General features: G+C 61.2%; 21 protein-coding genes. 14 read left to right on the top strand and 7 right to left on the bottom strand.

Going from position 1 to position 20,598, the window contains the following annotated elements; all coding sequences use genetic code 11:
• The first annotated feature begins 180 nt into the window (after nucleotides 1-180).
• The 8 genes from livH (at nucleotide 181) to ACOYXI_RS25710 (ending at nucleotide 6,590) form a co-directional block, all read left to right on the top strand.
• Nucleotides 181-1,104 carry a high-affinity branched-chain amino acid ABC transporter permease LivH gene (gene livH, locus ACOYXI_RS25745; RefSeq protein ID WP_027614381.1) on the top strand — a complete coding sequence of 308 codons (924 nt, stop codon included), beginning with the start codon at nucleotides 181-183 and terminating at the stop codon, nucleotides 1,102-1,104.
• Nucleotides 1,101-2,369 (top strand): high-affinity branched-chain amino acid ABC transporter permease LivM, encoded by a 1,269-nt coding sequence (locus ACOYXI_RS25740; RefSeq protein WP_135295106.1) that lies wholly within the window; start codon nucleotides 1,101-1,103, stop codon nucleotides 2,367-2,369. The genes livH and ACOYXI_RS25740 overlap by 4 nt, the downstream gene beginning before the upstream one ends.
• On the top strand, nucleotides 2,366-3,133 hold the full coding sequence (gene livG / locus ACOYXI_RS25735) for a high-affinity branched-chain amino acid ABC transporter ATP-binding protein LivG (RefSeq protein ID WP_135295105.1): 768 nt from the start codon (nucleotides 2,366-2,368) through the stop codon (nucleotides 3,131-3,133). The genes ACOYXI_RS25740 and livG overlap by 4 nt, the downstream gene beginning before the upstream one ends.
• On the top strand, nucleotides 3,134-3,835 hold the full coding sequence (locus ACOYXI_RS25730) for an ABC transporter ATP-binding protein (protein ID WP_003222380.1): 702 nt from the start codon (nucleotides 3,134-3,136) through the stop codon (nucleotides 3,833-3,835).
• 305 nt (nucleotides 3,836-4,140) lie between these two features.
• A complete protein-coding gene (locus ACOYXI_RS25725) occupies nucleotides 4,141-4,449 on the top strand; it encodes a BufA1 family periplasmic bufferin-type metallophore (protein ID WP_007969475.1) in 309 nt (102 codons plus the stop codon).
• Nucleotides 4,450-4,474: 25 nt separating this feature from the next.
• Nucleotides 4,475-5,362, top strand: coding sequence for an MNIO family bufferin maturase (bufB, locus tag ACOYXI_RS25720; RefSeq protein WP_461675447.1), 888 nt, complete (start codon nucleotides 4,475-4,477; stop codon nucleotides 5,360-5,362).
• Nucleotides 5,359-6,117 (top strand): HvfC/BufC N-terminal domain-containing protein, encoded by a 759-nt coding sequence (locus ACOYXI_RS25715; RefSeq protein ID WP_134785593.1) that lies wholly within the window; start codon nucleotides 5,359-5,361, stop codon nucleotides 6,115-6,117. Before bufB ends, ACOYXI_RS25715 begins: the two co-directional genes overlap by 4 nt.
• Nucleotides 6,114-6,590, top strand: a complete 477-nt coding sequence (locus ACOYXI_RS25710; RefSeq protein ID WP_098967568.1) for a DoxX family protein — start codon at nucleotides 6,114-6,116, stop codon at nucleotides 6,588-6,590. Before ACOYXI_RS25715 ends, ACOYXI_RS25710 begins: the two co-directional genes overlap by 4 nt.
• A gap of 107 nt (nucleotides 6,591-6,697) precedes the next feature.
• Here ACOYXI_RS25710 and ACOYXI_RS25705 read toward each other — a convergent pair whose 3' ends face one another.
• Nucleotides 6,698-7,612: a LysR family transcriptional regulator gene (locus ACOYXI_RS25705; RefSeq protein ID WP_183781515.1), complete on the bottom strand. Its 915-nt coding sequence runs from the start codon at nucleotides 7,610-7,612 to the stop codon at nucleotides 6,698-6,700.
• Between the two features lie 103 nt (nucleotides 7,613-7,715).
• On the opposite strand from ACOYXI_RS25705, the gene ACOYXI_RS25700 reads away from it, so the two are divergent.
• The 3 genes from ACOYXI_RS25700 to ACOYXI_RS25690 all read left to right on the top strand — a co-directional run bounded on the left by ACOYXI_RS25700 (nucleotide 7,716) and on the right by ACOYXI_RS25690 (nucleotide 10,739).
• The gene (locus ACOYXI_RS25700) at nucleotides 7,716-8,315 is read left to right on the top strand and encodes a short chain dehydrogenase (protein ID WP_135295100.1); all 600 of its coding nucleotides are present in this window, start codon (nucleotides 7,716-7,718) and stop codon (nucleotides 8,313-8,315) included.
• A 59-nt stretch (nucleotides 8,316-8,374) separates the two neighbouring features.
• The gene (locus tag ACOYXI_RS25695; protein WP_098967563.1) at nucleotides 8,375-9,028 is read left to right on the top strand and encodes a COG3650 family protein; all 654 of its coding nucleotides are present in this window, start codon (nucleotides 8,375-8,377) and stop codon (nucleotides 9,026-9,028) included.
• A 97-nt stretch (nucleotides 9,029-9,125) separates the two neighbouring features.
• The gene (locus ACOYXI_RS25690) at nucleotides 9,126-10,739 is read left to right on the top strand and encodes an NAD(P)/FAD-dependent oxidoreductase (protein ID WP_461675446.1); all 1,614 of its coding nucleotides are present in this window, start codon (nucleotides 9,126-9,128) and stop codon (nucleotides 10,737-10,739) included.
• A gap of 139 nt (nucleotides 10,740-10,878) precedes the next feature.
• Here ACOYXI_RS25690 and ACOYXI_RS25685 read toward each other — a convergent pair whose 3' ends face one another.
• Nucleotides 10,879-11,973 carry a PLP-dependent cysteine synthase family protein gene (locus ACOYXI_RS25685; protein ID WP_098967560.1) on the bottom strand — a complete coding sequence of 365 codons (1,095 nt, stop codon included), beginning with the start codon at nucleotides 11,971-11,973 and terminating at the stop codon, nucleotides 10,879-10,881.
• Between the two features lie 336 nt (nucleotides 11,974-12,309).
• Here ACOYXI_RS25685 and ACOYXI_RS25680 point away from each other — a divergent pair, with 336 nt between their 5' ends.
• Nucleotides 12,310-13,536, top strand: a complete 1,227-nt coding sequence (locus tag ACOYXI_RS25680; protein ID WP_134785590.1) for an S-type pyocin domain-containing protein — start codon at nucleotides 12,310-12,312, stop codon at nucleotides 13,534-13,536.
• 5 nt (nucleotides 13,537-13,541) lie between these two features.
• Complete coding sequence (locus ACOYXI_RS25675) at nucleotides 13,542-13,799, top strand: colicin E3-like toxin immunity protein (protein ID WP_371917799.1); 258 nt, start codon at nucleotides 13,542-13,544, stop codon at nucleotides 13,797-13,799.
• A gap of 71 nt (nucleotides 13,800-13,870) precedes the next feature.
• Here the strand turns inward: ACOYXI_RS25675 and ACOYXI_RS25670 are convergent, their stop codons facing one another.
• Nucleotides 13,871-14,335: an outer membrane lipoprotein gene (locus ACOYXI_RS25670; RefSeq protein ID WP_007969461.1), complete on the bottom strand. Its 465-nt coding sequence runs from the start codon at nucleotides 14,333-14,335 to the stop codon at nucleotides 13,871-13,873.
• A 167-nt stretch (nucleotides 14,336-14,502) separates the two neighbouring features.
• Between ACOYXI_RS25670 and ACOYXI_RS25665 the strand changes: the two genes are divergently transcribed.
• The gene (locus ACOYXI_RS25665; RefSeq protein WP_096797521.1) at nucleotides 14,503-14,739 is read left to right on the top strand and encodes a hypothetical protein; all 237 of its coding nucleotides are present in this window, start codon (nucleotides 14,503-14,505) and stop codon (nucleotides 14,737-14,739) included.
• 5 nt (nucleotides 14,740-14,744) lie between these two features.
• On the opposite strand, the gene pdxH is transcribed toward ACOYXI_RS25665, so the two are convergent.
• From pdxH to ACOYXI_RS25645, 4 genes are all read right to left on the bottom strand, one after another.
• The gene (pdxH, locus tag ACOYXI_RS25660) at nucleotides 14,745-15,392 is read right to left on the bottom strand and encodes a pyridoxamine 5'-phosphate oxidase (RefSeq protein WP_098967557.1); all 648 of its coding nucleotides are present in this window, start codon (nucleotides 15,390-15,392) and stop codon (nucleotides 14,745-14,747) included.
• Between the two features lie 24 nt (nucleotides 15,393-15,416).
• Nucleotides 15,417-16,553 carry an OmpA family protein gene (locus ACOYXI_RS25655; protein WP_461675445.1) on the bottom strand — a complete coding sequence of 379 codons (1,137 nt, stop codon included), beginning with the start codon at nucleotides 16,551-16,553 and terminating at the stop codon, nucleotides 15,417-15,419.
• Between the two features lie 113 nt (nucleotides 16,554-16,666).
• Nucleotides 16,667-17,812, bottom strand: a complete 1,146-nt coding sequence (locus ACOYXI_RS25650; protein ID WP_098967554.1) for a serine hydrolase domain-containing protein — start codon at nucleotides 17,810-17,812, stop codon at nucleotides 16,667-16,669.
• 218 nt (nucleotides 17,813-18,030) lie between these two features.
• Nucleotides 18,031-20,523, bottom strand: coding sequence for a beta-galactosidase (locus ACOYXI_RS25645; RefSeq protein WP_461675444.1), 2,493 nt, complete (start codon nucleotides 20,521-20,523; stop codon nucleotides 18,031-18,033).
• Nucleotides 20,524-20,598 lie beyond the last annotated feature (75 nt).

Below are 20,598 nucleotides of genomic sequence, written 5' to 3'. Positions count from 1 at the left end.
GTTTTACGAATGTATGGGCCGCGCTGGCGTGATCCGCCAGTCTCCCCACCTGAAAATCTCAAAACCGTCATCAGCGGTTCGCTGGCAAAACCCGGATTCGAAGTGGATAAAGATCCACGGGGCCGGGCGGGAAAATGACTCCACCAGTGAAATGCGTATCAGGTTTTTAGGAGCGTTGTAATGCCTGACATCTATCACTTCTTCCAACAGCTGGTTAATGGCCTGACCATTGGCAGCACGTATGCCCTGATCGCCATCGGCTATACGATGGTTTACGGCATCATTGGAATGATCAACTTCGCCCACGGCGAGGTGTACATGATCGGTTCCTACGTGGCGTTCATCGCCATCGCCGGGCTGGCCATGATGGGAATCGACAACGTCCCGCTGTTGATGACCGCCGCGTTCATCGCGAGCATCGTCGTCACCAGTTCCTACGGTTACAGCATCGAACGGATCGCCTACCGCCCCCTGCGCGGCAGCAACCGTCTGATCCCGCTGATTTCCGCAATCGGTATGTCGATCTTCCTGCAGAACACGGTTCTGCTCGCGCAAGACTCCAAGGACAAATCCATCCCCAACCTGATCCCCGGCAACTTCTCCATCGGGCCAGGTGGTGCACATGAAGTGCTGATTTCCTACATGCAAATCGTGGTGTTCGTGGTGACCCTGGTCGCCATGCTCGGCCTCACGCTGTTCATCTCCCGCTCTCGCCTGGGTCGCGCCTGCCGTGCCTGCGCCGAAGACATCAAGATGGCCAACCTGCTGGGCATCAACACCAACAACATCATCGCCCTGACCTTCGTCATCGGTGCTGCGCTGGCGGCCGTCGCCGCTGTGCTGCTGAGCATGCAGTACGGCGTGATCAACCCGAACGCCGGTTTCCTCGTCGGCCTCAAGGCCTTCACCGCTGCGGTACTCGGCGGGATCGGCAGCATCCCCGGCGCCATGCTCGGCGGGCTGGTGCTTGGGGTGGCGGAAGCCTTTGGCGCCGATATCTTCGGCGACCAGTACAAAGACGTCGTGGCTTTCGGCTTGTTGGTTCTGGTGCTGTTGTTCCGTCCGACCGGCATTCTGGGCCGTCCGGAGGTTGAGAAAGTATGACTAGGAATCTTAAACAGGCACTGTTCAGTGCCTTGCTGGTGTGGGCCGTGGCCTACCCGGTACTCGGTCTGAAACTGACCATCGTCGGCATCAACCTCGAAGTGCACGGCACCAGCCCGGCCATTCTGGCGACCATCGCCGTGTGCTCGGTGCTGATGTTCCTGCGCGTGCTGTTCAACCAGCAGATCAGCAAGGCGTGGAAATCCTCGCCGGGCCTGCCGTTGATCCCAGCCAAGGCCAGCAACTTCCTGACCCTGCCGACCACGCAACGCTACATCATCATTGCGCTGATCCTCGGTGCACTGGTGTGGCCGTTCTTCGGCTCCCGTGGAGCGGTGGACATCGCCACGCTGATCCTGATCTACGTGATGCTCGGCCTCGGTCTGAACATCGTCGTCGGTCTGGCCGGTCTGCTTGACCTGGGTTACGTCGGCTTCTACGCCGTCGGCGCCTACAGCTACGCGCTGCTGTCGCACTACTACGGCCTGAGCTTCTGGATCTGCCTGCCGATTGCCGGCCTGATGGCGGCGACGTTCGGCTTCCTGCTGGGCTTCCCGGTGTTGCGTCTGCGCGGTGACTATCTGGCGATCGTGACCCTCGGTTTCGGCGAAATCATTCGTCTGTTCCTGCGTAACCTGACCGACATCACTGGTGGCCCGAACGGCATCAGCAACATCGAGAAACCGACGTTCTTCGGCCTGACCTTCGAACGTAAAGCGGCGGAAGGCATGCAAACCTTCCACGAATATTTCGGCCTCGAATACAACTCGATCAACAAGGTGATCTTCCTCTACCTGGTTGCCCTGTTGCTGGCGCTGGCAGCGCTGTTCATCATCAACCGCCTGCTGCGCATGCCGATCGGCCGTGCGTGGGAAGCGCTGCGTGAAGATGAAATCGCCTGCCGTGCACTGGGTCTGAATCCGACGATCATCAAGCTGTCGGCGTTCACCCTGGGTGCGAGCTTCGCCGGTTTCGCCGGTAGCTTCTTCGCTGCCCGTCAGGGTCTGGTGACGCCGGAATCGTTCACCTTCATCGAGTCGGCGATCATCCTCGCCATCGTCGTGCTGGGTGGCATGGGCTCGCAACTGGGCGTGATTCTCGCGGCCGTAGTGATGATCCTGTTGCCGGAAATGATGCGTGAATTCAGCGAATACCGGATGTTGATGTTCGGTGCGCTGATGGTGTTGATGATGATCTGGCGTCCACAAGGTCTGCTGCCGATGCAACGCCCAGAACTTAAACTAAGAGCGGAGATGCGAAAATGAGCCGCCCGATCCTTAAGGTTGAAAATCTGAGCATGCGCTTCGGCGGCTTGCTGGCGGTCAATGGCGTGGCCCTGACCGTCAAGGAAAAACAAGTGGTGGCGCTGATCGGGCCGAACGGCGCGGGCAAGACCACCGTGTTCAACTGCCTGACCGGTTTCTACCAGCCCTCGGGCGGCAGCATCCTGCTGGACGGCGAGCCGATCCAGGGCCTGCCGGGGCACAAGATTGCCCTCAAGGGCGTGGTGCGCACCTTCCAGAACGTGCGGTTGTTCAAGGACATGACGGCGGTCGAGAACCTGTTGATCGCCCAGCACCGTCACCTGAACACCAACTTCCTGTCCGGCCTGTTCAAGACCCCGGCGTTCCGCAAGAGCGAACGCGAGGCCATGGAATATGCCGAATACTGGCTGGAAAAGGTCAATCTGAAAGAGTTCGCCAACCGTACCGCCGGGACCCTGGCCTACGGTCAGCAACGCCGTCTGGAAATCGCCCGCTGCATGATGACCCGTCCGCGGATCCTCATGCTCGACGAACCGGCCGCCGGTCTGAACCCGAAGGAAACCGAAGACCTCAAGGCGCTGATCAGCGTGCTGCGTGAAGAGCACAACGTCACCGTGCTGCTGATCGAACACGACATGAAACTGGTCATGAGCATTTCCGACCACATCGTCGTGATCAACCAGGGCACACCTCTGGCCGACGGCACGCCGGATCAGATCCGCGACAATCCTGAAGTGATCAAAGCCTACCTGGGGGAAGCGTAAATGCTGCAGTTCGAAAACGTTTCCACCTTCTACGGCAAGATCCAGGCCCTGCACAGCGTCAACGTCGAAGTCCGCCAGGGCGAGATCGTGACCCTGATCGGTGCCAACGGTGCCGGCAAGTCCACGCTGCTGATGACGCTTTGCGGTTCGCCGCAGGCGCACAGCGGCAGCATCCGCTACATGGGTGAGGAACTGGTCGGCCAGGACTCGTCGCAGATCATGCGCAAGAGCATCGCCGTAGTGCCGGAAGGTCGTCGGGTGTTCGCCCGGCTGACCGTCGAAGAGAACCTGTCCATGGGCGGCTTCTTCACCGACAAGGGCGACTATCAGGAGCAGATGGACAAGGTCCTCGGCCTGTTCCCGCGCCTGAAAGAACGCTTCAACCAGCGCGGCGGCACCATGTCCGGCGGCGAACAGCAGATGCTCGCCATCGGCCGGGCGCTGATGAGCAAGCCGAAACTGCTGCTGCTCGACGAGCCGTCGCTGGGCCTGGCACCGATCATCATCCAGCAGATCTTCGACATCATCGAACAGCTGCGCAAGGACGGTGTAACGGTGTTCCTGGTCGAGCAGAATGCCAACCAGGCGCTGAAAATCGCTGACCGTGCGTACGTTCTGGAGAACGGCCGCGTGGTCATGCAAGGCACCGGTGAAGCGCTGCTGACCGACCCGAAAGTGCGCGAGGCGTACCTCGGCGGTTGATCCTTTTCGCTGAACAGAAAAACGGCCTTCGGGCCGTTTTTTTTGTGCCTGGCAGATAGATTGAATCCAACACAGATCCCCTGTGGGAGCGGGCTTGCTCGCGAAAGCGCTGTGTCATCCGACATCAATGGTGTCTGACACTACGCCTTCGCGAGCAAGCCCGCTCCCACAGTGGATTGCAGTGTTCGAAAATCTTTTCGAAAAAACTTTGCACTGCGCTGTAACGCATCGCCATGAGCGTTCTCTAGTGGGGTAAGCAAGCGCACTTCGCTTGTAAAACCCAAGCTCAAATCTGGAGAAACATCATGACTGCTACCACTCGCACCCTGTCCGCCGCTGCACTGGTTCTGGCTCTTGGTTCCGCCCTGAGCATGACTGCCGTTTCCAGCGCCAATGCCGCCGACAACAGCAACATGGAAAAATGCTTCGGTGTGGCCATGAAGGGTCACAACGATTGCGCCGCGGGCGCGGGCACTACCTGTGCCGGCACAGCGAAGATGGACTACCAGGCCAATTCGTGGAAGTTCGTGCCGAAAGGCACCTGCACCACCACCGAGAGCAAGACCTCGCCGACCGGTTTCGGTCAGATGGAAGCCTTCAAAGCCAAGTCCTGATCCATTGCCTGCCCGAGTGACGCCCATGTTCACCACCAACGAACCTGTCCCACCGCGCACTCGGGCAGCCCTCTGCGGGCTCCCGCCCCGCGCGGGGCTGGGGCTCAAGACCGGGCACTTTGTTGAAGTGCTCGGCACCCAACCGGACATCGGTTTCTTTGAAGTCCACGCCGAAAACTACATGGTCGACGGCGGTCCGTTTCATCATTTTCTCGGGTTGATCCGCGAGCAGTATCCGCTGTCGCTGCACGGTGTCGGGCTGTCCATCGGGGCCGAAGGGTCGCTGGATGCTCAACACCTGCAACGCCTGAAAACGCTGATCGAGCGCTATCAACCGCAATCCTTTTCCGAACACCTGGCCTGGTCGAGCCACGGCCCGGTGTTCCTCAATGACCTGCTGCCGCTGGCGTATGACACGCCGACGCTGAACCGCGTCTGCGAACACATCGATCAAGTGCAGAACAGCCTCAAGCGGCCGATGCTGCTGGAGAATCCAGCGACCTATCTCGGCTTCGAGCGCTCGACCATCGACGAGCCGGCGTTCATCACCGAGGTGATCCGCCGCAGCGGCTGTGGTCTGCTGCTCGACGTCAACAACGTCTACGTCTCGTGCGTCAATCATCAACGCGATCCACTGACCTACCTCGACGCGCTGCCTTTGCACGCGGTCGGCGAGATTCATCTGGCCGGGTTCGCCGAAGATGCCGACAGCCTCGGCGACCGTTTGCTGATCGACGATCACGGCGCGCCGATTGATGACGCGGTCTGGGCGTTGTACCGACAGGCGCTCGAACGAGTCGGCCCGGTGGCAACCTTGATCGAACGGGACAACCAGGTTCCGGCGTTCAATGTGCTGCTGGCCGAGGCGCAGCAGGCCGAAGCGTTGTTGCTGCACGCTGGGAGTCGGCCATGAGCACGCAAGCCGACTTCAGCGCCGCCCTGCTCGACACTCGCCTGCCCTGCCCCGCTGGCCTGTGCAGCGCCAACGGTGCTGATCCTGCCAGCCGATTCCTGGTGTATCGCAATAACGTGCAAGGTTCGTTGATCAACGCGCTGGCCGACAGTTATCCGGTGGTGCAGCAATTGGTCGGCGAGGAATTCTTCCGTGGCATGGCCGGCATATTCATCCAGCAGCAGCCGCCGCACAGTCCGTTGATGAGCCGTTACGGCGACGGTCTGGCGGACTTCATTGACGCATTCGAAGCGGCGGCCGAGGTGCCGTATCTGGCCGATGTCGCACGGCTCGAACGCTTGCGCACCCGCGCTTATCACGCCGCCGATGCCGCGACGGTCAGTGCGCAACAGATCAGCGCTGCACTGGCCGATCCGCAAACACTCGCCGAACTGGACATCACCCTGCATCCCTCGCTGCACCTGCTCGATTCGGCTTACGCGGTGGTTTCGATCTGGGCGGCGCATCAAGGAGAAGCGACGCTGGCAGGCATCGACATCCATCAAGGGCAACACGCACTGGTGCTGCGCAACGCTCTGGAGGTCGAGGTGTTTGCCCTCGATCACGGCGCCAGCGTATTCATCCGCCATCTGCTCCATCACCGACCGCTGCTGCAAGCCGCGCAAGACAGTCCACCTTTCGATCTGCCGCAGACGCTCGCCCTGCTGATCGGCCACAACGCCATCACCGACCTGAACACCAAGGTATCGCCATGAACAACCTCATCATTCGCGCCATCGGATTAATGGAAAAAATCCCCCACAACCTGATCGCCTTCATCGCGCGATTCTCGATTGCCGCGGTGTTCTGGAAGTCCGGGCAGACCAAGGTCGAGGGGCTGGCCATCGACTTGATCGACGGCACCGTTCAACTCGGCTGGCCACGCTTGGCGGACTCGACGATTCCGTTGTTCCAGAGCGAATACCACGTGCCGCTGCTGGCACCGGAAGTCGCTGCACACATGGCGGCGTTTGCCGAACACTTCTTTCCGGTGCTGATATTGATCGGCTTCGCCACGAGGTTTTCGGCGCTGGCGCTACTGGGCATGACGCTGGTCATCGAGGTGTTCGTCTATCCCGATGCCTACCCGACCCATGGCACCTGGGCGGCGGTGCTGCTGTACCTGATGGCGACCGGGCCGGGGAAATTGTCGATTGATCATCTGATCGCACGACGTTTTGTCAGTTGACCACAAACTGTAGGAGTGAGCCTGCTCGCGATAGCGGTAATCCAGCCAACATTTCTGTTGAATTTGCTTACGCAATCGCGAGCAGGCTCACTCCTACAGGAAATGAGTTAGCGCTGAAGGCGATCCAGCGCCTCGCCGCTGCGTTTGAACCAGCCAATCAGATAATCCGCCAGCACCTGCGTGCGCTTGGGCAAACCGCCCTGGTAGGGGTGCACCAGATACATCGGCATCCGCCGCGTCTGAAAATCGCGCAGCAGCCAGCGCAACCGGCCATCAGCCAACTCCGTTTGCAGCAGGTACGACGGCAACCGAGCGATACCGGCGCCGGCCAGTGCGGCTTTCTTCAGCAGGTTGTAATGGTTGCTGGCGAACGGCCCCGACACCCGCACCCGCAGCAATTCGTGCTGTTGGTGATACAGCCATTCCTCGCGACCACTGTAGTGGCTGTTGAGCAGGCAACGGTGTTCGGCCAGCTCCTGCGGGGTCAGCGGTTCGCCGAACTGCGCTAGATACGCCGGGCTGGCGCAGGTCATTTCCTGCCAAGCCAGCAGCGGCTTGGCCACCAGCCGCTCGTCATTGGCCACCTCGGAGCGAATCGCCAGATCGAAGCCATCCCGGGACAGGTCGCGATAGTGGTTGTTCAGCTCCAGCTCGATCAGCACCTCGGGGTATTTCTGCGAGAACTCCAGCAGCAGGCCATCGAAAAACGTTTCCCCCAGCGACACCGGCACCGTCATCCGCACCGGGCCGGCCATGTCGTCCTTCAAACGCGCCAGCGCCTGACGTGCCCGCTCCACCTGAACGACCAGCGCCTGCGCCTGTGGCAGCAAAGCGGCGCCGGCGGCAGTCAGGCTCAGACGGCGCGTCGTGCGTTGCAGCAACACCACGGAAAACTGTGCTTCCAGCTGACTGATGCGTTTGGACAACTGGCCCTTGCTGCAACCCAGTTGCTGCGCCGCCAGGGTAAAACTGCCGGCCTCGATCAATACCGCAAACGCCGCCAGATCATCCATTTCGCTCATGGATTGTTTCCATTTGAAAACCAAAGGTTGCCTATTAGTGCGCTTATCCGCAGAAAAAACCACTCTAGACTGAAACCTCGTTCAACCCATTGAGGAACAGCCCATGAAGATTCTGTTGATCGGTGCCGCCGGCACCATCGGTTCGGCCGTGGACAAAGAGCTGAGCCAGCGTCACGAAGTCATCCGTATCGGTCGCAACAGCGGCGATTTCCAGGTGGACATCAGCGACAGCGCATCGATTCGCAAGCTGTTCGAGCAGACCGGCAAGTTCGACGCGCTGATCTGCGCCGCCGGCAACGTGACCTTTGCTCCGCTCGGCGAGATGAACGCTGACAGCTTCGCCCTGGGCCTGAAAGACAAACTGATGGGCCAGGTCAACCTGCTGCTGATCGGTCGCGAATACGCCAACGACGGCGCCTCGTTCACCTTCACCACCGGCGTGCTCAGCCACGACCCGATCCGCACCGGCGCCTCGGCGGCACTGGTCAACGGCGCTCTGGACAGCTTCGTCAAAGCCGCCGCCATCGAGTTGCCGCGAGGCCTGCGCGTCAACTCGATCAGCCCGACCGTGCTGCTGGAAGCGATGGGCAGCTACGCCCCGTACTTCCGTGGCTACAAGCCGGTTCCAGCAGCCGATGTGGCATTGGCCTACGCGAAAAGTGTCGAAGGCCTGCAAACCGGTCAGACCTTTCACGTGGGCTAAACCCTTGTGATCAACGGTCAGCCTGCGTAACGTGGCGGCACTTGTCTGGAGAGCCGAAGATGCGTGTTGCCCGTTCGTTGATCGTTGTCGCCCTGCTGCCGTTATTCGCCGCCTGCCAATTGCTCGACGGCTCTCGTGAAAGCGCGTCCCACGTCGGGCAGACCCGGATGCAGGGGCAGTTGACCGCAGCCGAGGGCAAACTGGTGTTCCAGCCGTGTGGCGAACAGCGTCAGTACGTGGTCAACGACATCGGCGGCACCAGCGTGCTGCAAGAGGCTGCGACCCTCGCCGATCAGCAGGGCAAGCTGTTTGCCGATGTGCGCGGGAGGATCGCCGGCGACCGCCTCGACCTCGGCCAGTTGTACCGCGTCGAGCGCTCTGGCACTGCGTGCGATGACCCGAACTTCAAACTGTTGATCCTGCGTGCCGCCGGCCACGGTCCCGAGTGGAACGTCAAAGTCAGCGGCAAGGGCATGGTCATCGACCGCGAAGGCCAGCCGGCGCTGGCGGTGCCGTATGTCGAGGAGCAACTGGGCGACGGCCGCTTCAACCTCAGCAGCGAAGCCAACAACCAGCGCATCGAGTTGTGGGTCGCGCCGCAGCGCTGCGTCGACAGCAGCACCGGCAGCGTGCAGCACATGAGCGCCGAGCTGCGCATCGACGGCAAGGTCGAACGTGGTTGCGGGTATTTCGGCGGATCGCGCAACGACTGAGCGTTTTAGCCTCACCGGATCCGGCCTTTGCGGCTTATAATCGCGGCCTTCAAACGCCCTGGCGCAGTTGTGCGCCCCGCGAATCCGGATCCTCGCCATGTTACGAATCACCGAACTCAAGCTGCCAATCGACCATCCCGAAGAAGACCTGCGTGCTGCCATCGTGCAGCGCCTGGGCATCGCCAGCGATGACTTGCTCGATTTCACCTTGTTCAAGCGCAGCTACGACGCGCGAAAAAAGTCCTCCGAACTGTGCTTCATCTACACCATCGACCTCAACGTGCGCGACGAGGCCAAGGTGCTGGGCAAGTTCGCCGACGACCGTAACGTCAACGTGGCGCCGGATGTCAGCTACAAATTCGTCGGTCAGGCGCCGAGCGACCTGAGCCAGCGCCCGATCGTGGTCGGTTTCGGCCCGTGCGGGATTTTCGCCGGCCTGCTGCTGGCGCAGATGGGCTTCAAGCCGATCATCCTCGAGCGCGGCACCGAAGTTCGTCAGCGCACCAAGGACACCTGGGGCCTGTGGCGTAAAAGCGTGCTCAACCCCGAGTCCAACGTGCAGTTCGGCGAAGGCGGCGCGGGCACGTTCTCCGACGGCAAGCTGTACAGCCAGATCAAGGATCCGAAGTTCCTCGGTCGCAAAGTCCTGCACGAATTCGTCAAGGCCGGTGCGCCGGAAGAAATCCTCTACGTTAGCAAACCGCACATCGGTACGTTCCGGCTGACCGGCATGGTCGAGACCATGCGTGAAGAGATCCGCGCCCTGGGCGGCGAAGTACGCTTCCAGGAGCGCGTCACCGACGTGCTGATCGAAGAAGGCCAACTGGTCGGCGTCGAACTGGCGAGCGGCGAAACCCTGCATTCGAAACACGTGGTTCTGGCCCTCGGCCACAGTGCCCGCGACACCTTCCGCATGCTCCACAGCCGTGGCGTGTTCATGGAAGCCAAGCCGTTCTCGGTGGGTTTCCGCATCGAGCACCCGCAATCGCTGATCGACCGTGCGCGGCTGGGCAAGTACGCCGGCCACCCGAAGCTGGGCGCTGCCGACTACAAACTGGTGCACCACGCCAAGAACGGCCGTTCGGTCTACAGCTTCTGCATGTGCCCGGGCGGCACCGTGGTTGCAGCGACGTCCGAGCCGAACCGCGTGGTCACCAACGGCATGAGCCAGTACTCGCGTAACGAGCGTAACGCCAACTCCGGGATCGTCGTCGGCATCACCCCGGAAGTCGATTACCCGGGCGGCCCGCTGGCCGGGATCGAGTTGCAGGAGCGTCTGGAATCCCACGCGTTCATCCTCGGCGGCAGCGACTACAAGGCCCCGGCGCAACTGGTCGGCGACTTCATCAACGGCACCCCGTCCACCGAACTGGGCGAAGTCGAGCCGTCGTACAAACCGGGCGTGGCCCTGGGCGACCTGGCCCTGGCGCTGCCGGACTTTGCCATCGAAGCGATTCGTGAAGCGTTGCCGGCGTTCGAGAAACAGATTCGCGGCTACTCGCTGCACGATGCGGTGTTGACCGGGATCGAAACCCGCACCTCGTCGCCGCTGCGCATCACGCGTAACGAGTCGCTGCAGAGCATGAACGTCAAAGGTCTGTTCCCGGCGGGTGAAGGTGCGGGTTATGCCGGTGGGATTCTGTCGGCGGGTGTGGACGGGATTCGGATTGCCGAGGCCGTGGCGCGCGACATTCTCGGTCTGGAAGCCTGATACATCTGTCTTGAAGTAACACCAACCTCCTGTGGGAGCGGGCTTGCTCGCGAAGGCGCTGTGTCAGTCGACGACAATGTTGACTGACACAGCGCCTTCGCGAGCAAGCCCGCTCCCACATTGGTTTCCGAGTCTGGCTTTAGATATTTGCGCGCAGCACTGTGGTTGGCAGCGCCTCACCCCGTTCGGCACTCGCCGCCACCGCCGCAATCAATCCCTCCAGCTCATAGCCCTGCGCCTTCAGCCAGCCCTGATCGTAATAGGTGTCGGCATAGCGCTCGCCGCCATCGCACAGAATCGCCACGATCGACCCCGACTCCCCCGCCGCTTTCATCTGCTGCGCCGCCATCAGCGCGCCGATCAGGTTGGTGCCGCTCGACCCGCCGACATGCCGTCCCAGACGCTGCGCCAGATAATGCATGGCCGCCAGCGACAAGGCGTCCGGCACCTTGACCATCGCATCGATAACCTTGGGCAGGAACGACGCTTCCACCCGAGGCCGGCCAATGCCTTCGATCCGCGAACCGCAGTCCAGACGCAGGCTTGCGTCTCCGGTCTGGTAATAATCGAAGAACACCGAGCGCTCGGCGTCGGCGCACAGCACCCGGGTGCAATGCTGGCGGTAACGCACGTAACGACCGAGGGTCGCGGTGGTGCCGCCGGTGCCGGGGCTGGAAATCAGCCAGCTCGGTTCCGGGTGTTTCTCGAAACGCATCTGCTGGAAGATCGACTCGGCGATGTTGTTGTTCGCCCGCCAGTCGGTGGCCCGCTCGGCGTAGGTGAACTGGTCGATGAAGTGGCCGCCATGCTCGCGGGCCAGACGTTCGGATTCGGCGTAAATCTGCGTCGGATCTTTCACCAGATGGCTCTGACCACCGTAGAAGGCGATCTGCGCGATCTTCTCTTTCGAGGTGGTCGCCGGCATCACCGCAATGAACGGCAAACCGAGCATACGCGCGAAATACGCCTCGGAAATCGCCGTCGAACCGCTGGACGCCTCGATCACCGGCGCGCCGGGTTTGAGCCACCCGTTACACAACGCATACAGGAACAACGACCGCGCCAGACGATGTTTGAGGCTGCCGGTGGGATGGCTGGATTCGTCCTTGAAGTACAGCTCAATTCCCGCAAAACCTGGCAGCGGCAAGGGGATCAGATGGGTGTCGGCGCTGCGCTGGAAGTCCGCTTCGATGATGCGGATGGCTTCGCGGGCCCACTGGCGGTTGTCACTCATGGTCATGCTCTCGTTGAGTCGGGCAGGAGTAGCCTTGTCACAGGCTCAGTCCCCCAGCATAGGAAAAAACCGGCAAGGCTCACAGATACAGCTGAGGCTCAATTCATCCACCAACTGCCAGGTTCTGGGCAAATGGGTATCAGGCTTTTGCTGTAATTGCGCAGAACCTATCCCCCCGTTCTTTGAACTGAAGCGGCCTGTTCGCCCCCCTGCCTGACAAATAGCGAACAATCCGCACTTAATCAAAGATCCGTCCTACAGCCAGCATTTGTCCGCTTCGTTAACGTCGCACAGCCCTTTAGAAGGGTTGTCGATGGATGAACGAAAGGACGCTCAGTGGCTCGCAACAAGGACATTCCCCGGGTCCCCAACCCGCCGGCGGGCGACGGGCATCACGTCACCTGGCGCTACATGACGGCCACTGAACTGGCCGAGCGCGAAGCCCGACAAAACGCTTACGACGCCATGCTGGCGCGGCAGGAGGCTTTCGAGCGCAGTCGAGAGGTTGCGGCGAAAAAGCCTGATCCCGTACGCGCCGGGTGCGTGTTCGCCAAGTCCTGCAAGTTGCCGGACGCGATCATCGATTACTCGAATCCTTCGGGGATGGTACCCACCGACAGCCTGAAAGATTACGGAGATCTGGTCCTGCTCGGCGGCCGTGAAGCCGATGACAGCGGCGGCGTTCCACTCAAGAAAATCAGCGGCACTGCCATCCCGGCAGGCCTGGGCACCTTCGCCCTTGCGGGTGAGGCGTTCAAGGCATTGCCCGCCATCGCTTCCGCCGCCGTTGTGACCCCTTTGGTCGGGCTGGTGGCGTTGCTCATGCCATCGAACCTGGGCGACAGCGCCCTCTACACCGAAGACCAGTTGCTCGCCCTCAGACAGGCTCGAACCCGCGTGCGCCTACATGTCGAACAACAGGCCGACGGCAGCCTCAAGGGTTATGGTTTCTACACCGGCAAGAATCGCGACTGGGAAATGGTCGATGTCGCGCAGTTCACCGCACGTGATAACCGCTTTGTCGCAGACCTCGGCGAAGGCATCGAACTGATCTGGACGCCCGCCGTGGACGGCTCCGACATCCTCGGCATCCCCGCGCTGGAGGCCGCTCCGCAGGCACCGCATATCTGGGTGTACCCACCAACGAAAGCGGCGGACGGGATTCTGGTGAATCCGGTTTATCCGCCGGAGTATCGGGATTTCATTCTGGTGTTTCCGGCGGATTCGGGGGTTCGGCCTCTATACATCGTGGTCAACACCTCGCGCAAAGGCTTACCACCAGCAGGACACAGCTATCATAAACCTCCGAAAGCAGAGGAAATTACCGCGTTTCCCGGCCTGAAAAAGGCACAGAAAATGAATCCCGTACAAGGAGGTGGCGGACTTCGGGAGCGATGGAAGGATGCAAAAGGCAGGAGAATTTATGAGTGGGACTCGATGCACGGCGAGTTGGAAGTTTACCGTGCAAGTGACGGAACTCACCTAGGCGCTTTTGACCCTTTTACAGGAGAGCGACGAGAAGACCCGAAAGATGAAAGAAGCATCAGAAAAAAATACTTGTGAGGGTGATGATGGGATTAAAACTAAGGCTGGAGTGGTACGACAAGCAAACCCATCTATGCGAGGGCGAAGAATATTCCGAGGATTTAGGCGACGATGAAACCGTTTTGAATGCCTTGGGTATACCGGTGGAAAACAACATTAATAATGGCGGCTTCAACGTACTCGAAAGTTGGAAACCTGTCCTTCAACCTTACTTTCAAAATAATATTTCCCTAACGACTTACGACTATCAAATTTCGTTCGACTACAGCGACGTCTGGTAAGCGGCACCTCAGATCATAAAAAACCCCGACCAGTCACCTGATCGGGGTTTTTCTTTACCGCTCGTTGTCGCTTAGTGCGAAACGCGGCTGGTGCCACCGACGGTGGAGATGCGTACGCGCTCACCAACACGGAACACTTCGTTTTCCTGAACCTGTTGCACGTAGGCGCGCATGCTGCCGTCGTCTTCGCGCACGGTGATTTCCACGCCCTGGGTGCGGGTCAGGCCTTCTTCAGTCGCGGAACCGATCAGACCACCGGCCACAGCACCGATGACCGCCGCGACGATGCTGCCTTTGCCGCCACCGATGGCGCTGCCGCCGACACCGCCGACCACTGCGCCTGCAGCGCCGCCGATCGGGGTCTTGGTGCCTTCGATTTTCACCGGACGCAGGGATTCGATGGTGCCCATGCGAATCGTCTGCACACGACGCGCTTCGTCACGGGAGTAGGAGTCACCGGTCAGGCTCGACTGGCAGCCGGTCAGCAACATCGCCATCGTGGAAAAGGAAGCAACCAGCAGAACAGACTTACGCATAGCATCAACTCCAAAAGAACATGTGTTCATTAAACCCCGCTGCTTGACGCCTGTCACGACGCAGCCCGGATAAACTTGATTTTATTCAGGCCCGGTACAGGCACCTGCAAACTCACCCAACAGTAGCGCCAAATCGCTCAATCCGCCCTGCCGACCCAAGGATTTTCATGGATTACCTGATCATTTTCGTCACCACCGTCGCCGGTCTGTACTTCCATTGGTGGCTGTACGTGCGGATCAAACGCTGGATGGATCGTGATCTGGCCCTGTCGCTGGCGGGCAAGGATGAAGACAAACGCGCCTTCATGCTGGAACGACTGGCCGATGCCCGCGTGCAGAAGATCAAGCGTCGGGACCTGCCGAAGTGGCTTGAGGCCGCTGCGGCAGGCTATCCCGCTCGGTAGACTGCTCAGGGCGCCAGACGTTCAAGAATCCAGTTGGCGCCCTGCTGACGGTAGTTCAGGCGATCGTGCAGACGACTTGGACGGCCCTGCCAGAACTCGATGCGCTCAGGCAGCAGGCGGTAACCGCCCCAATGTTCCGGGCAGTCGGGCTGAGTATCGCTGAAGCGCTGTTCGGTGGCCTTGAGCAGATCCTCCAGCTCGCCGCGCCCGTTGATCACCCGACTCTGCGGTGAGGCCCAGGCGCCGAGCCGGCTGCCCAGCGGTCGCACCTGATAATACGCGTCGGACTCTTGCGGCGTGACCTTGACCACCCGCCCTTCGATGCGCACCTGGCGCTCCAGGGTTGGCCAGAAAAATGTCATGGCCGCGAAAGGATTCGCCGCCAGATGCTGGCCCTTGGCGCTGTCGTAGTTGGTGAAAAAGGTGAAGCCCTGCGCGTCCAGGCCCTTGAGCAGCAGAATGCGGCAATGCGGTCGACCGTCCGCATCGACCGTGGCCAGGGTCATGGCGTTGGCCTCCACCGGTGCCTGTTCGGTTTTTACCGCGTCGGCAAACCATTGGTGGAACAGCGCAAACGGCTCGCCCGGGGCTTGCGCCTCGGTCAGTCCGTCCCGGGTGTAATCACGGCGCATATCTGCCAGAGCCTGGGTCATGGCGCATTCCTTTTCGTTAGCGGATCACTGCTTGGCAGTATCGGTGGCGGCGACTTTCTTGTCAGCCGTTGCTGCTTTGGCTGGAGCGGTTTTCTTGGCAGGAGCTTTCGCCGGAGCCTTGGTTGCCGCCTTCTTCGCAGGTGCCTTGGCCGCCGCTTTCTTCGCTGGTGCCTTTTTGGTTGCAGGTACGGCGGCCTTCGAAGCAGCCGGCGCCGGAGTTACCGGTTTGGCTGCAGGCTTGACGTCCTGTGCGGCAAGCATCGTGGTCGGTGCCGGCGCCGGCATGTTGTACTTGCTCAGCAGCGCAACCATGGTGTTTTGCGGGGTCACCAGCAGTTCGACGCGACGGTTCAGGGCACGGCCTTCGGCGCTGTCGTTGGCCGCACGCGGGGCATCGCCACCCATGCCACGCAGCATCAGGCGATCGCGCTGCAAGCCGCTCAAGCGGAAGATCGCCGCTACGGACTGGGCGCGCTCCTGGCTGAGTTTGACGTTGGCCGGCGCGGCACCGGTGTTGTCGCTGTGACCAAGCACCAGGACTGCGGTTTTCGGGTCAGCTTCGAGGATTTTCGCGACATTGGTGAACGGGCTGAGGGTCACCGGCAGCAGCATCGCTGGACGCTTCGGGTTGAACGAGCCTTCAACCGGCGCGATCACCACCAGCACGTTGTCACGGCGCTCAAGTTGCAGATTGCTGTCCTTGATCGCTGCACGCAGACGTGGCTCGTAGTCATCCAGCCAGGCTTGGGTGACTTTCGGGTCAGGCATCGGCACCACTTTGGCAGTGGATTGATCCTTGCCGCCGAACGGCCACCACCACTTCGTGCCGGTGTCGGCATCGGCCTTGGCCACTACCGCCGGTTTGGCTTCGGGTTTTACTTCGGCTTTCACCTCGGCTTTGGCCGCCGCATCATCGGAACCGCCGAACGGCCAGTACCAGTGGCTGCTGCTTTCAGTCTTGGCCACAGGTGCGGTCGCGGCAGGTTTGAGCGGCGCCGGGGCTGCGGCAGGAGCCGGGGCTGGGGCCGGCTCTTTGGCCGCCACTTTGTCGGAGGAACCGAACGGCCACCAGCTACCGCCGTCCGCATCGTTTTTAGGAGTCTGTGCACAACCGGTGATCGCAACACACAGGGCCAGGGCGAGAGTTTTTTTGGATGACATTGAAAATCCACAAAGTGAAGTAATGAAAAATCAGAGCTCTTTTGCCCGGATAAACTGACGCTTTGAATCGAAAAACCGGATCTGGTTCCAACCCTGGAACCTCATGTAAAGCTTTACAGACAAGTGGCAAGTACCCGCGCCAGTTGCTGCGCGCGCGGATCCATCAAGACGTACGGCCCAAGGGTATTTGTCACAAAACCGAACGCGACATCGTGCTCGGGATCAGCAAAACCCACTGAACCGCCCGCCCCCGGATGACCAAACGCCCGCGGGCCGAGGCCGTAGGTGGCGTTCGCCATGTCCGGTTGATCGAGCATGCAGCCCAGACCGAAGCGGGTGCGGGTCAGCAGGGTCTTGTCCTCGCCGTAGCTGTGTTCGCGGGTCAGCTCTTCGAGCATTTCGCTTTCAAGCAGGCTGCCGTCGAGCAAACCGGCGTAGAAACCGGCCAGGCTGCGCGCGTTGCCGTGACCGTTGGCGGCCGGCTGCTGCATGCGGCGCCATTCCGGTTTGTTGGTGCTGGTGAGCACCGACGGCGGATTGGTGAAGGCGCGAGTGGTCATGGCGGTCGGTTCGCGCATGGTCACTTGCAACAGGCGCTGGGCCGCGGCATCGCCGACGTTGCCCTTGCCCCGTGCAATATGCGCCACGCGGTGGAACTCTTCGTCAGCCAGGCCGACGTGGAAATCCAGCCCCAGCGGCTTGGCGACGCGGGCGACGATCGACTCGCCCGGCCCACGACCGTCAGCGCGACGCAGCAACTCCCCGACCAGCCAGCCATAGGTGATGGCGGCATAGCCGTGGCCGGTGCCCGGCGTCCACCACGGCGCTTCGGCCGCAAGGGCGTCGACCATGGTCTGCCATTCGTAGAGGGCGGCGGGCGCCAGCAACTCGCGCAGGGCCGGCAGACCGGCCTGATGGCAGAGCAGTTGGCGCAGGGTGACGGATTCTTTACCGGCGGCAGCGAATTCCGGCCAGTAGCGGGCAACCGGTGCATCCAGTTGCAGTTTGCCTTCGGCCACCAGTTGCAATGCGGTGACCGCGGTAAAGGTCTTGGTGCAGGAAAACAGGTTGGCGATGGTGTCGCTGTGCCAGGCTTCGGTACCATCCTTGTCGGCCGTACCGGACCAGAGGTCGAGGACGGTTTCTCCGCCGACCTTGATGCACAGGGCTGCGCCGCGTTCCTGGGGATCGTCGAACAGTGCCGCGAAAGCCTCGCGCACCGCTTCGAATTGAAGCTCGTAATGTCCCTGAATCTGCACCCGCAACTCCCCCGCGAAAACGCTCTACAAAGTGGCCCGCATTGTTCCAGCCCTTGAGGGATTTGGGAACAGCTGCGGGCCGGACGGTTACTTCCAGATGTTTGCTGAGACGGCTGCCGCCTTCGCGAGCAAGCCCGCTCCCACATTTGATCTCTGCGGCACTGGAGATCAGTGTGGGAGCGGGCTTGCTCGCGAAGAACGATGACGCGGTCTAAACCTTAATGACCATTGCCCGAATGCCCACCGGCATGCCCGCCCCCCGGGCCTTTGCCAGCTTCACCCTTGCGCCCGCCCTCCGCTTCATGACCGGCAGCGGCGGCCTTCTCAGCCTCTTTGCCCAACTGATCAACTGCCTGCAGGTTGCTCTTGCGTACCGCCTCGACAAAGCCCTGATACGGCAGATCGGTAATCCCCACCAGGCCGAAGTGCCCGTTCTCGCCATCGAGCAGACGCCCGGTCACCGGTTGATCCAGGTACTGAAACCAGTGCACGCCGACAATCGACGGCTCACTCAACGCCTGTTTGAGGAAGTTGGCATACGCCGGGCCGCGATCTTCTTCCCGCGCCAGTTGCGTCACGCCACCCCAGAACGGGCCACGATCACTGGAGCCGAAGTTGAATTCGGTGATCAGTACCGGTTTGTCGAGGGCACGCAGAGCGGCGAAGTCATAGCCGTCCTGTGGTTTCAGCGTGTACATGTTGAAACTCAACACGTCGCAATACTGCGCGCAGGACGCCACCGCTTCCGGAGTGCTGGTGGCGAAACGGCCGCCGAGCAGCAGCTGATTCGGCGCGTGCCATTTCAGCGAATCGGAGATGGTTTTGAAGTAGGTGTCGGCGAACACTTTCTGGAAGTATTTGAAGTCGTTTTCGATTTCCGGGTGCTCCGGATTCGGCATTGGTGGCACGAAACCCGGGTCTTCCATCAATTCCCACGCCGGCAGATCAATGCCCCACGCTTTCGACAGGCCCGCCTGGTTGCGGTACTTGTCGCGCAGTTGCTTGAGGAATGCGCGCTTGGCCGGCACGTCGGTGGTCATTTTCAATGTGCCGTAGGCCAGGGCGTAGCGCGACTGCGGGTCGTCGCCGGGGCCGGCCCAGGCCAGTTCGTTGTCGGCGTAGTAGCCGATCAGCCACGGATCATCACGATGATCGCGGGCAGCAATGGCCACAGCACGCTCGGTGGCCATGGCGAAACGCGGGTCGAACGGGTCAGGCATGCCGCCCCACCAATCGCTGCCGGTGCTGATGCTGGTGTAGTCGCCGACGATCGACAGCGGCAAGGTGTACGGCACCCGTTCGGCGTCGGCAAGCGAGTCGGCACTCCAGTTGCCGACGGTGTTGAAACCCCAGGCCTGCAGGCGATCGAGGGTGTGCGTGGCCCACTTCTGCTGATCGACCGTGGCCTTGCACGGCGCAGCGACGGGTTGATCGGCAGCCTTTTCAGCAGTCGTCGCTACGGCGTCTGTTTTCGCCGCTGCGGCGACACCGGCCTTCGCCTCGTTTGACTTTGGCACAGGCTCGGCAGCTTTTACTGCGGTTTCTTCAACCGCACCAGCCTTGGCCGCTTCAGCAATTCCGGCCTTGGTATCGCTGTCCGGTTTGCAGGGCTCGCCGTAAACCCGCTGCAGGTTGGCGCCATAGAAGTCGTACCAGCGCCCGTTGCCATAGCCGCGGCCCTGATCGGCGCCGTTGCCGCCACGGTTATCGCCTTCGCCGAAATGGCTGGCGAGCGGCTCGTCGGCCTTGGGCAGGGATTCGAACATCCACTCACGCCCGGCCACGTAGGTCTGGCTGACCTGCGGACTGACGGTGTTGACCCCGAGTGAATAGAACGGATGTCCTTCAGGGGTCACCAGATACCAGCGACCGTCACGTTTTTCAGTGCGGAAAAACCCGCTGGCCTTGAACGCCGGGCCTTTGTTCCAGCCACCGAACTTGTCCAGCGAGGACTTTTCGCGCTCGGCCAGCCAGGTTTTCAGCTGTTGCTGTTCCTTGGCGGCGGCGGATTTCAGTTGTTCGTCGTTGCTGACTTTTTCCGGCCATTTGCTGCGGGTCGATTGACCGTAAGCGTCCACCAGATTGCCGTAGACAGCCTGGGTCACGGCATCGCCATCCTGCACGCCGAAACGTTCGAGCAGCAGGCTCTGCGCGGCTTTCGGCTGATCCATCCACAGACTCACCGACACCACCTGGCTGCGATCCAGTTCACCGCTGCTGCTGGCCAGCAGAATTCGCTGGCCATCAACATTCATCGGCATCGGCGGCCCGGCCTTCATGCCCTGGCTCAGTGGCGAAGTCGCCACCAGCGGCACCAAAAGGGTTTGCGCGGGACCGGCCTGCAGGTCGACGCGGCTGGTCAGGGTCTGGCCGTTGTTGCTCTGGATTTGCACATAGACCGTCACGGCCCAGCTCATCGCGCTTTGCAGGCGCAGGCTCATCATGCCCGACTGCGACCAGTCCCAGGCGCCGGTCTGCGGGGTCAGGCGCAGGGTCGGACGGGCTACCGAGTTGAAGGTCACCCGGCGCAACACTTCACCTTCAGGGGTTTGCTCGGCGTTGGCTTGTGGCAGGTCAGTGTTTTCGGTGACGACTTTCACCACGTCGGCAGGACGGACGAAGTTGAACAGGGTCTGCTGACCCGCAGGCGCCGCCAGTAACGGGGCAGCGAAAATCAAGGCGAATACGGCAGGCAACGAACGGCGAATCATAAGAACGGAGTTCTCCCTAACGACCAACTAAGGCCAATGGAAAAGCATGGCAGAGAGATAGACAGCGCGGCGGGC

This window comes from Pseudomonas sp. G3-19 (assembly GCF_054855875.1).
This window is presented reverse-complemented; position numbering and strand designations above follow the sequence as displayed.

Bases quoted from the DNA above. Each gene is read 5' to 3' on its own strand.
- livH (WP_027614381.1), top strand. From the start codon at position 181: ATGCCTGACATCTATCACTTCTTCCAACAGCTGGTTAATGGCCTGACC.
- ACOYXI_RS25740 (WP_135295106.1), top strand. From the start codon at position 1,101: ATGACTAGGAATCTTAAACAGGCACTGTTCAGTGCCTTGCTGGTGTGG.
- livG (WP_135295105.1), top strand. From the start codon at position 2,366: ATGAGCCGCCCGATCCTTAAGGTTGAAAATCTGAGCATGCGCTTCGGC.
- ACOYXI_RS25730 (WP_003222380.1), top strand. From the start codon at position 3,134: ATGCTGCAGTTCGAAAACGTTTCCACCTTCTACGGCAAGATCCAGGCC.
- ACOYXI_RS25725 (WP_007969475.1), top strand. From the start codon at position 4,141: ATGACTGCTACCACTCGCACCCTGTCCGCCGCTGCACTGGTTCTGGCT.
- bufB (WP_461675447.1), top strand. From the start codon at position 4,475: ATGTTCACCACCAACGAACCTGTCCCACCGCGCACTCGGGCAGCCCTC.
- ACOYXI_RS25715 (WP_134785593.1), top strand. From the start codon at position 5,359: ATGAGCACGCAAGCCGACTTCAGCGCCGCCCTGCTCGACACTCGCCTG.
- ACOYXI_RS25710 (WP_098967568.1), top strand. From the start codon at position 6,114: ATGAACAACCTCATCATTCGCGCCATCGGATTAATGGAAAAAATCCCC.
- ACOYXI_RS25705 (WP_183781515.1), bottom strand. From the start codon at position 7,612: ATGAGCGAAATGGATGATCTGGCGGCGTTTGCGGTATTGATCGAGGCC.
- ACOYXI_RS25700 (WP_135295100.1), top strand. From the start codon at position 7,716: ATGAAGATTCTGTTGATCGGTGCCGCCGGCACCATCGGTTCGGCCGTG.
- ACOYXI_RS25695 (WP_098967563.1), top strand. From the start codon at position 8,375: ATGCGTGTTGCCCGTTCGTTGATCGTTGTCGCCCTGCTGCCGTTATTC.
- ACOYXI_RS25690 (WP_461675446.1), top strand. From the start codon at position 9,126: ATGTTACGAATCACCGAACTCAAGCTGCCAATCGACCATCCCGAAGAA.
- ACOYXI_RS25685 (WP_098967560.1), bottom strand. From the start codon at position 11,973: ATGAGTGACAACCGCCAGTGGGCCCGCGAAGCCATCCGCATCATCGAA.
- ACOYXI_RS25675 (WP_371917799.1), top strand. From the start codon at position 13,542: ATGATGGGATTAAAACTAAGGCTGGAGTGGTACGACAAGCAAACCCAT.
- ACOYXI_RS25670 (WP_007969461.1), bottom strand. From the start codon at position 14,335: ATGCGTAAGTCTGTTCTGCTGGTTGCTTCCTTTTCCACGATGGCGATG.
- ACOYXI_RS25665 (WP_096797521.1), top strand. From the start codon at position 14,503: ATGGATTACCTGATCATTTTCGTCACCACCGTCGCCGGTCTGTACTTC.
- pdxH (WP_098967557.1), bottom strand. From the start codon at position 15,392: ATGACCCAGGCTCTGGCAGATATGCGCCGTGATTACACCCGGGACGGA.
- ACOYXI_RS25655 (WP_461675445.1), bottom strand. From the start codon at position 16,553: ATGTCATCCAAAAAAACTCTCGCCCTGGCCCTGTGTGTTGCGATCACC.
- ACOYXI_RS25645 (WP_461675444.1), bottom strand. From the start codon at position 20,523: ATGATTCGCCGTTCGTTGCCTGCCGTATTCGCCTTGATTTTCGCTGCC.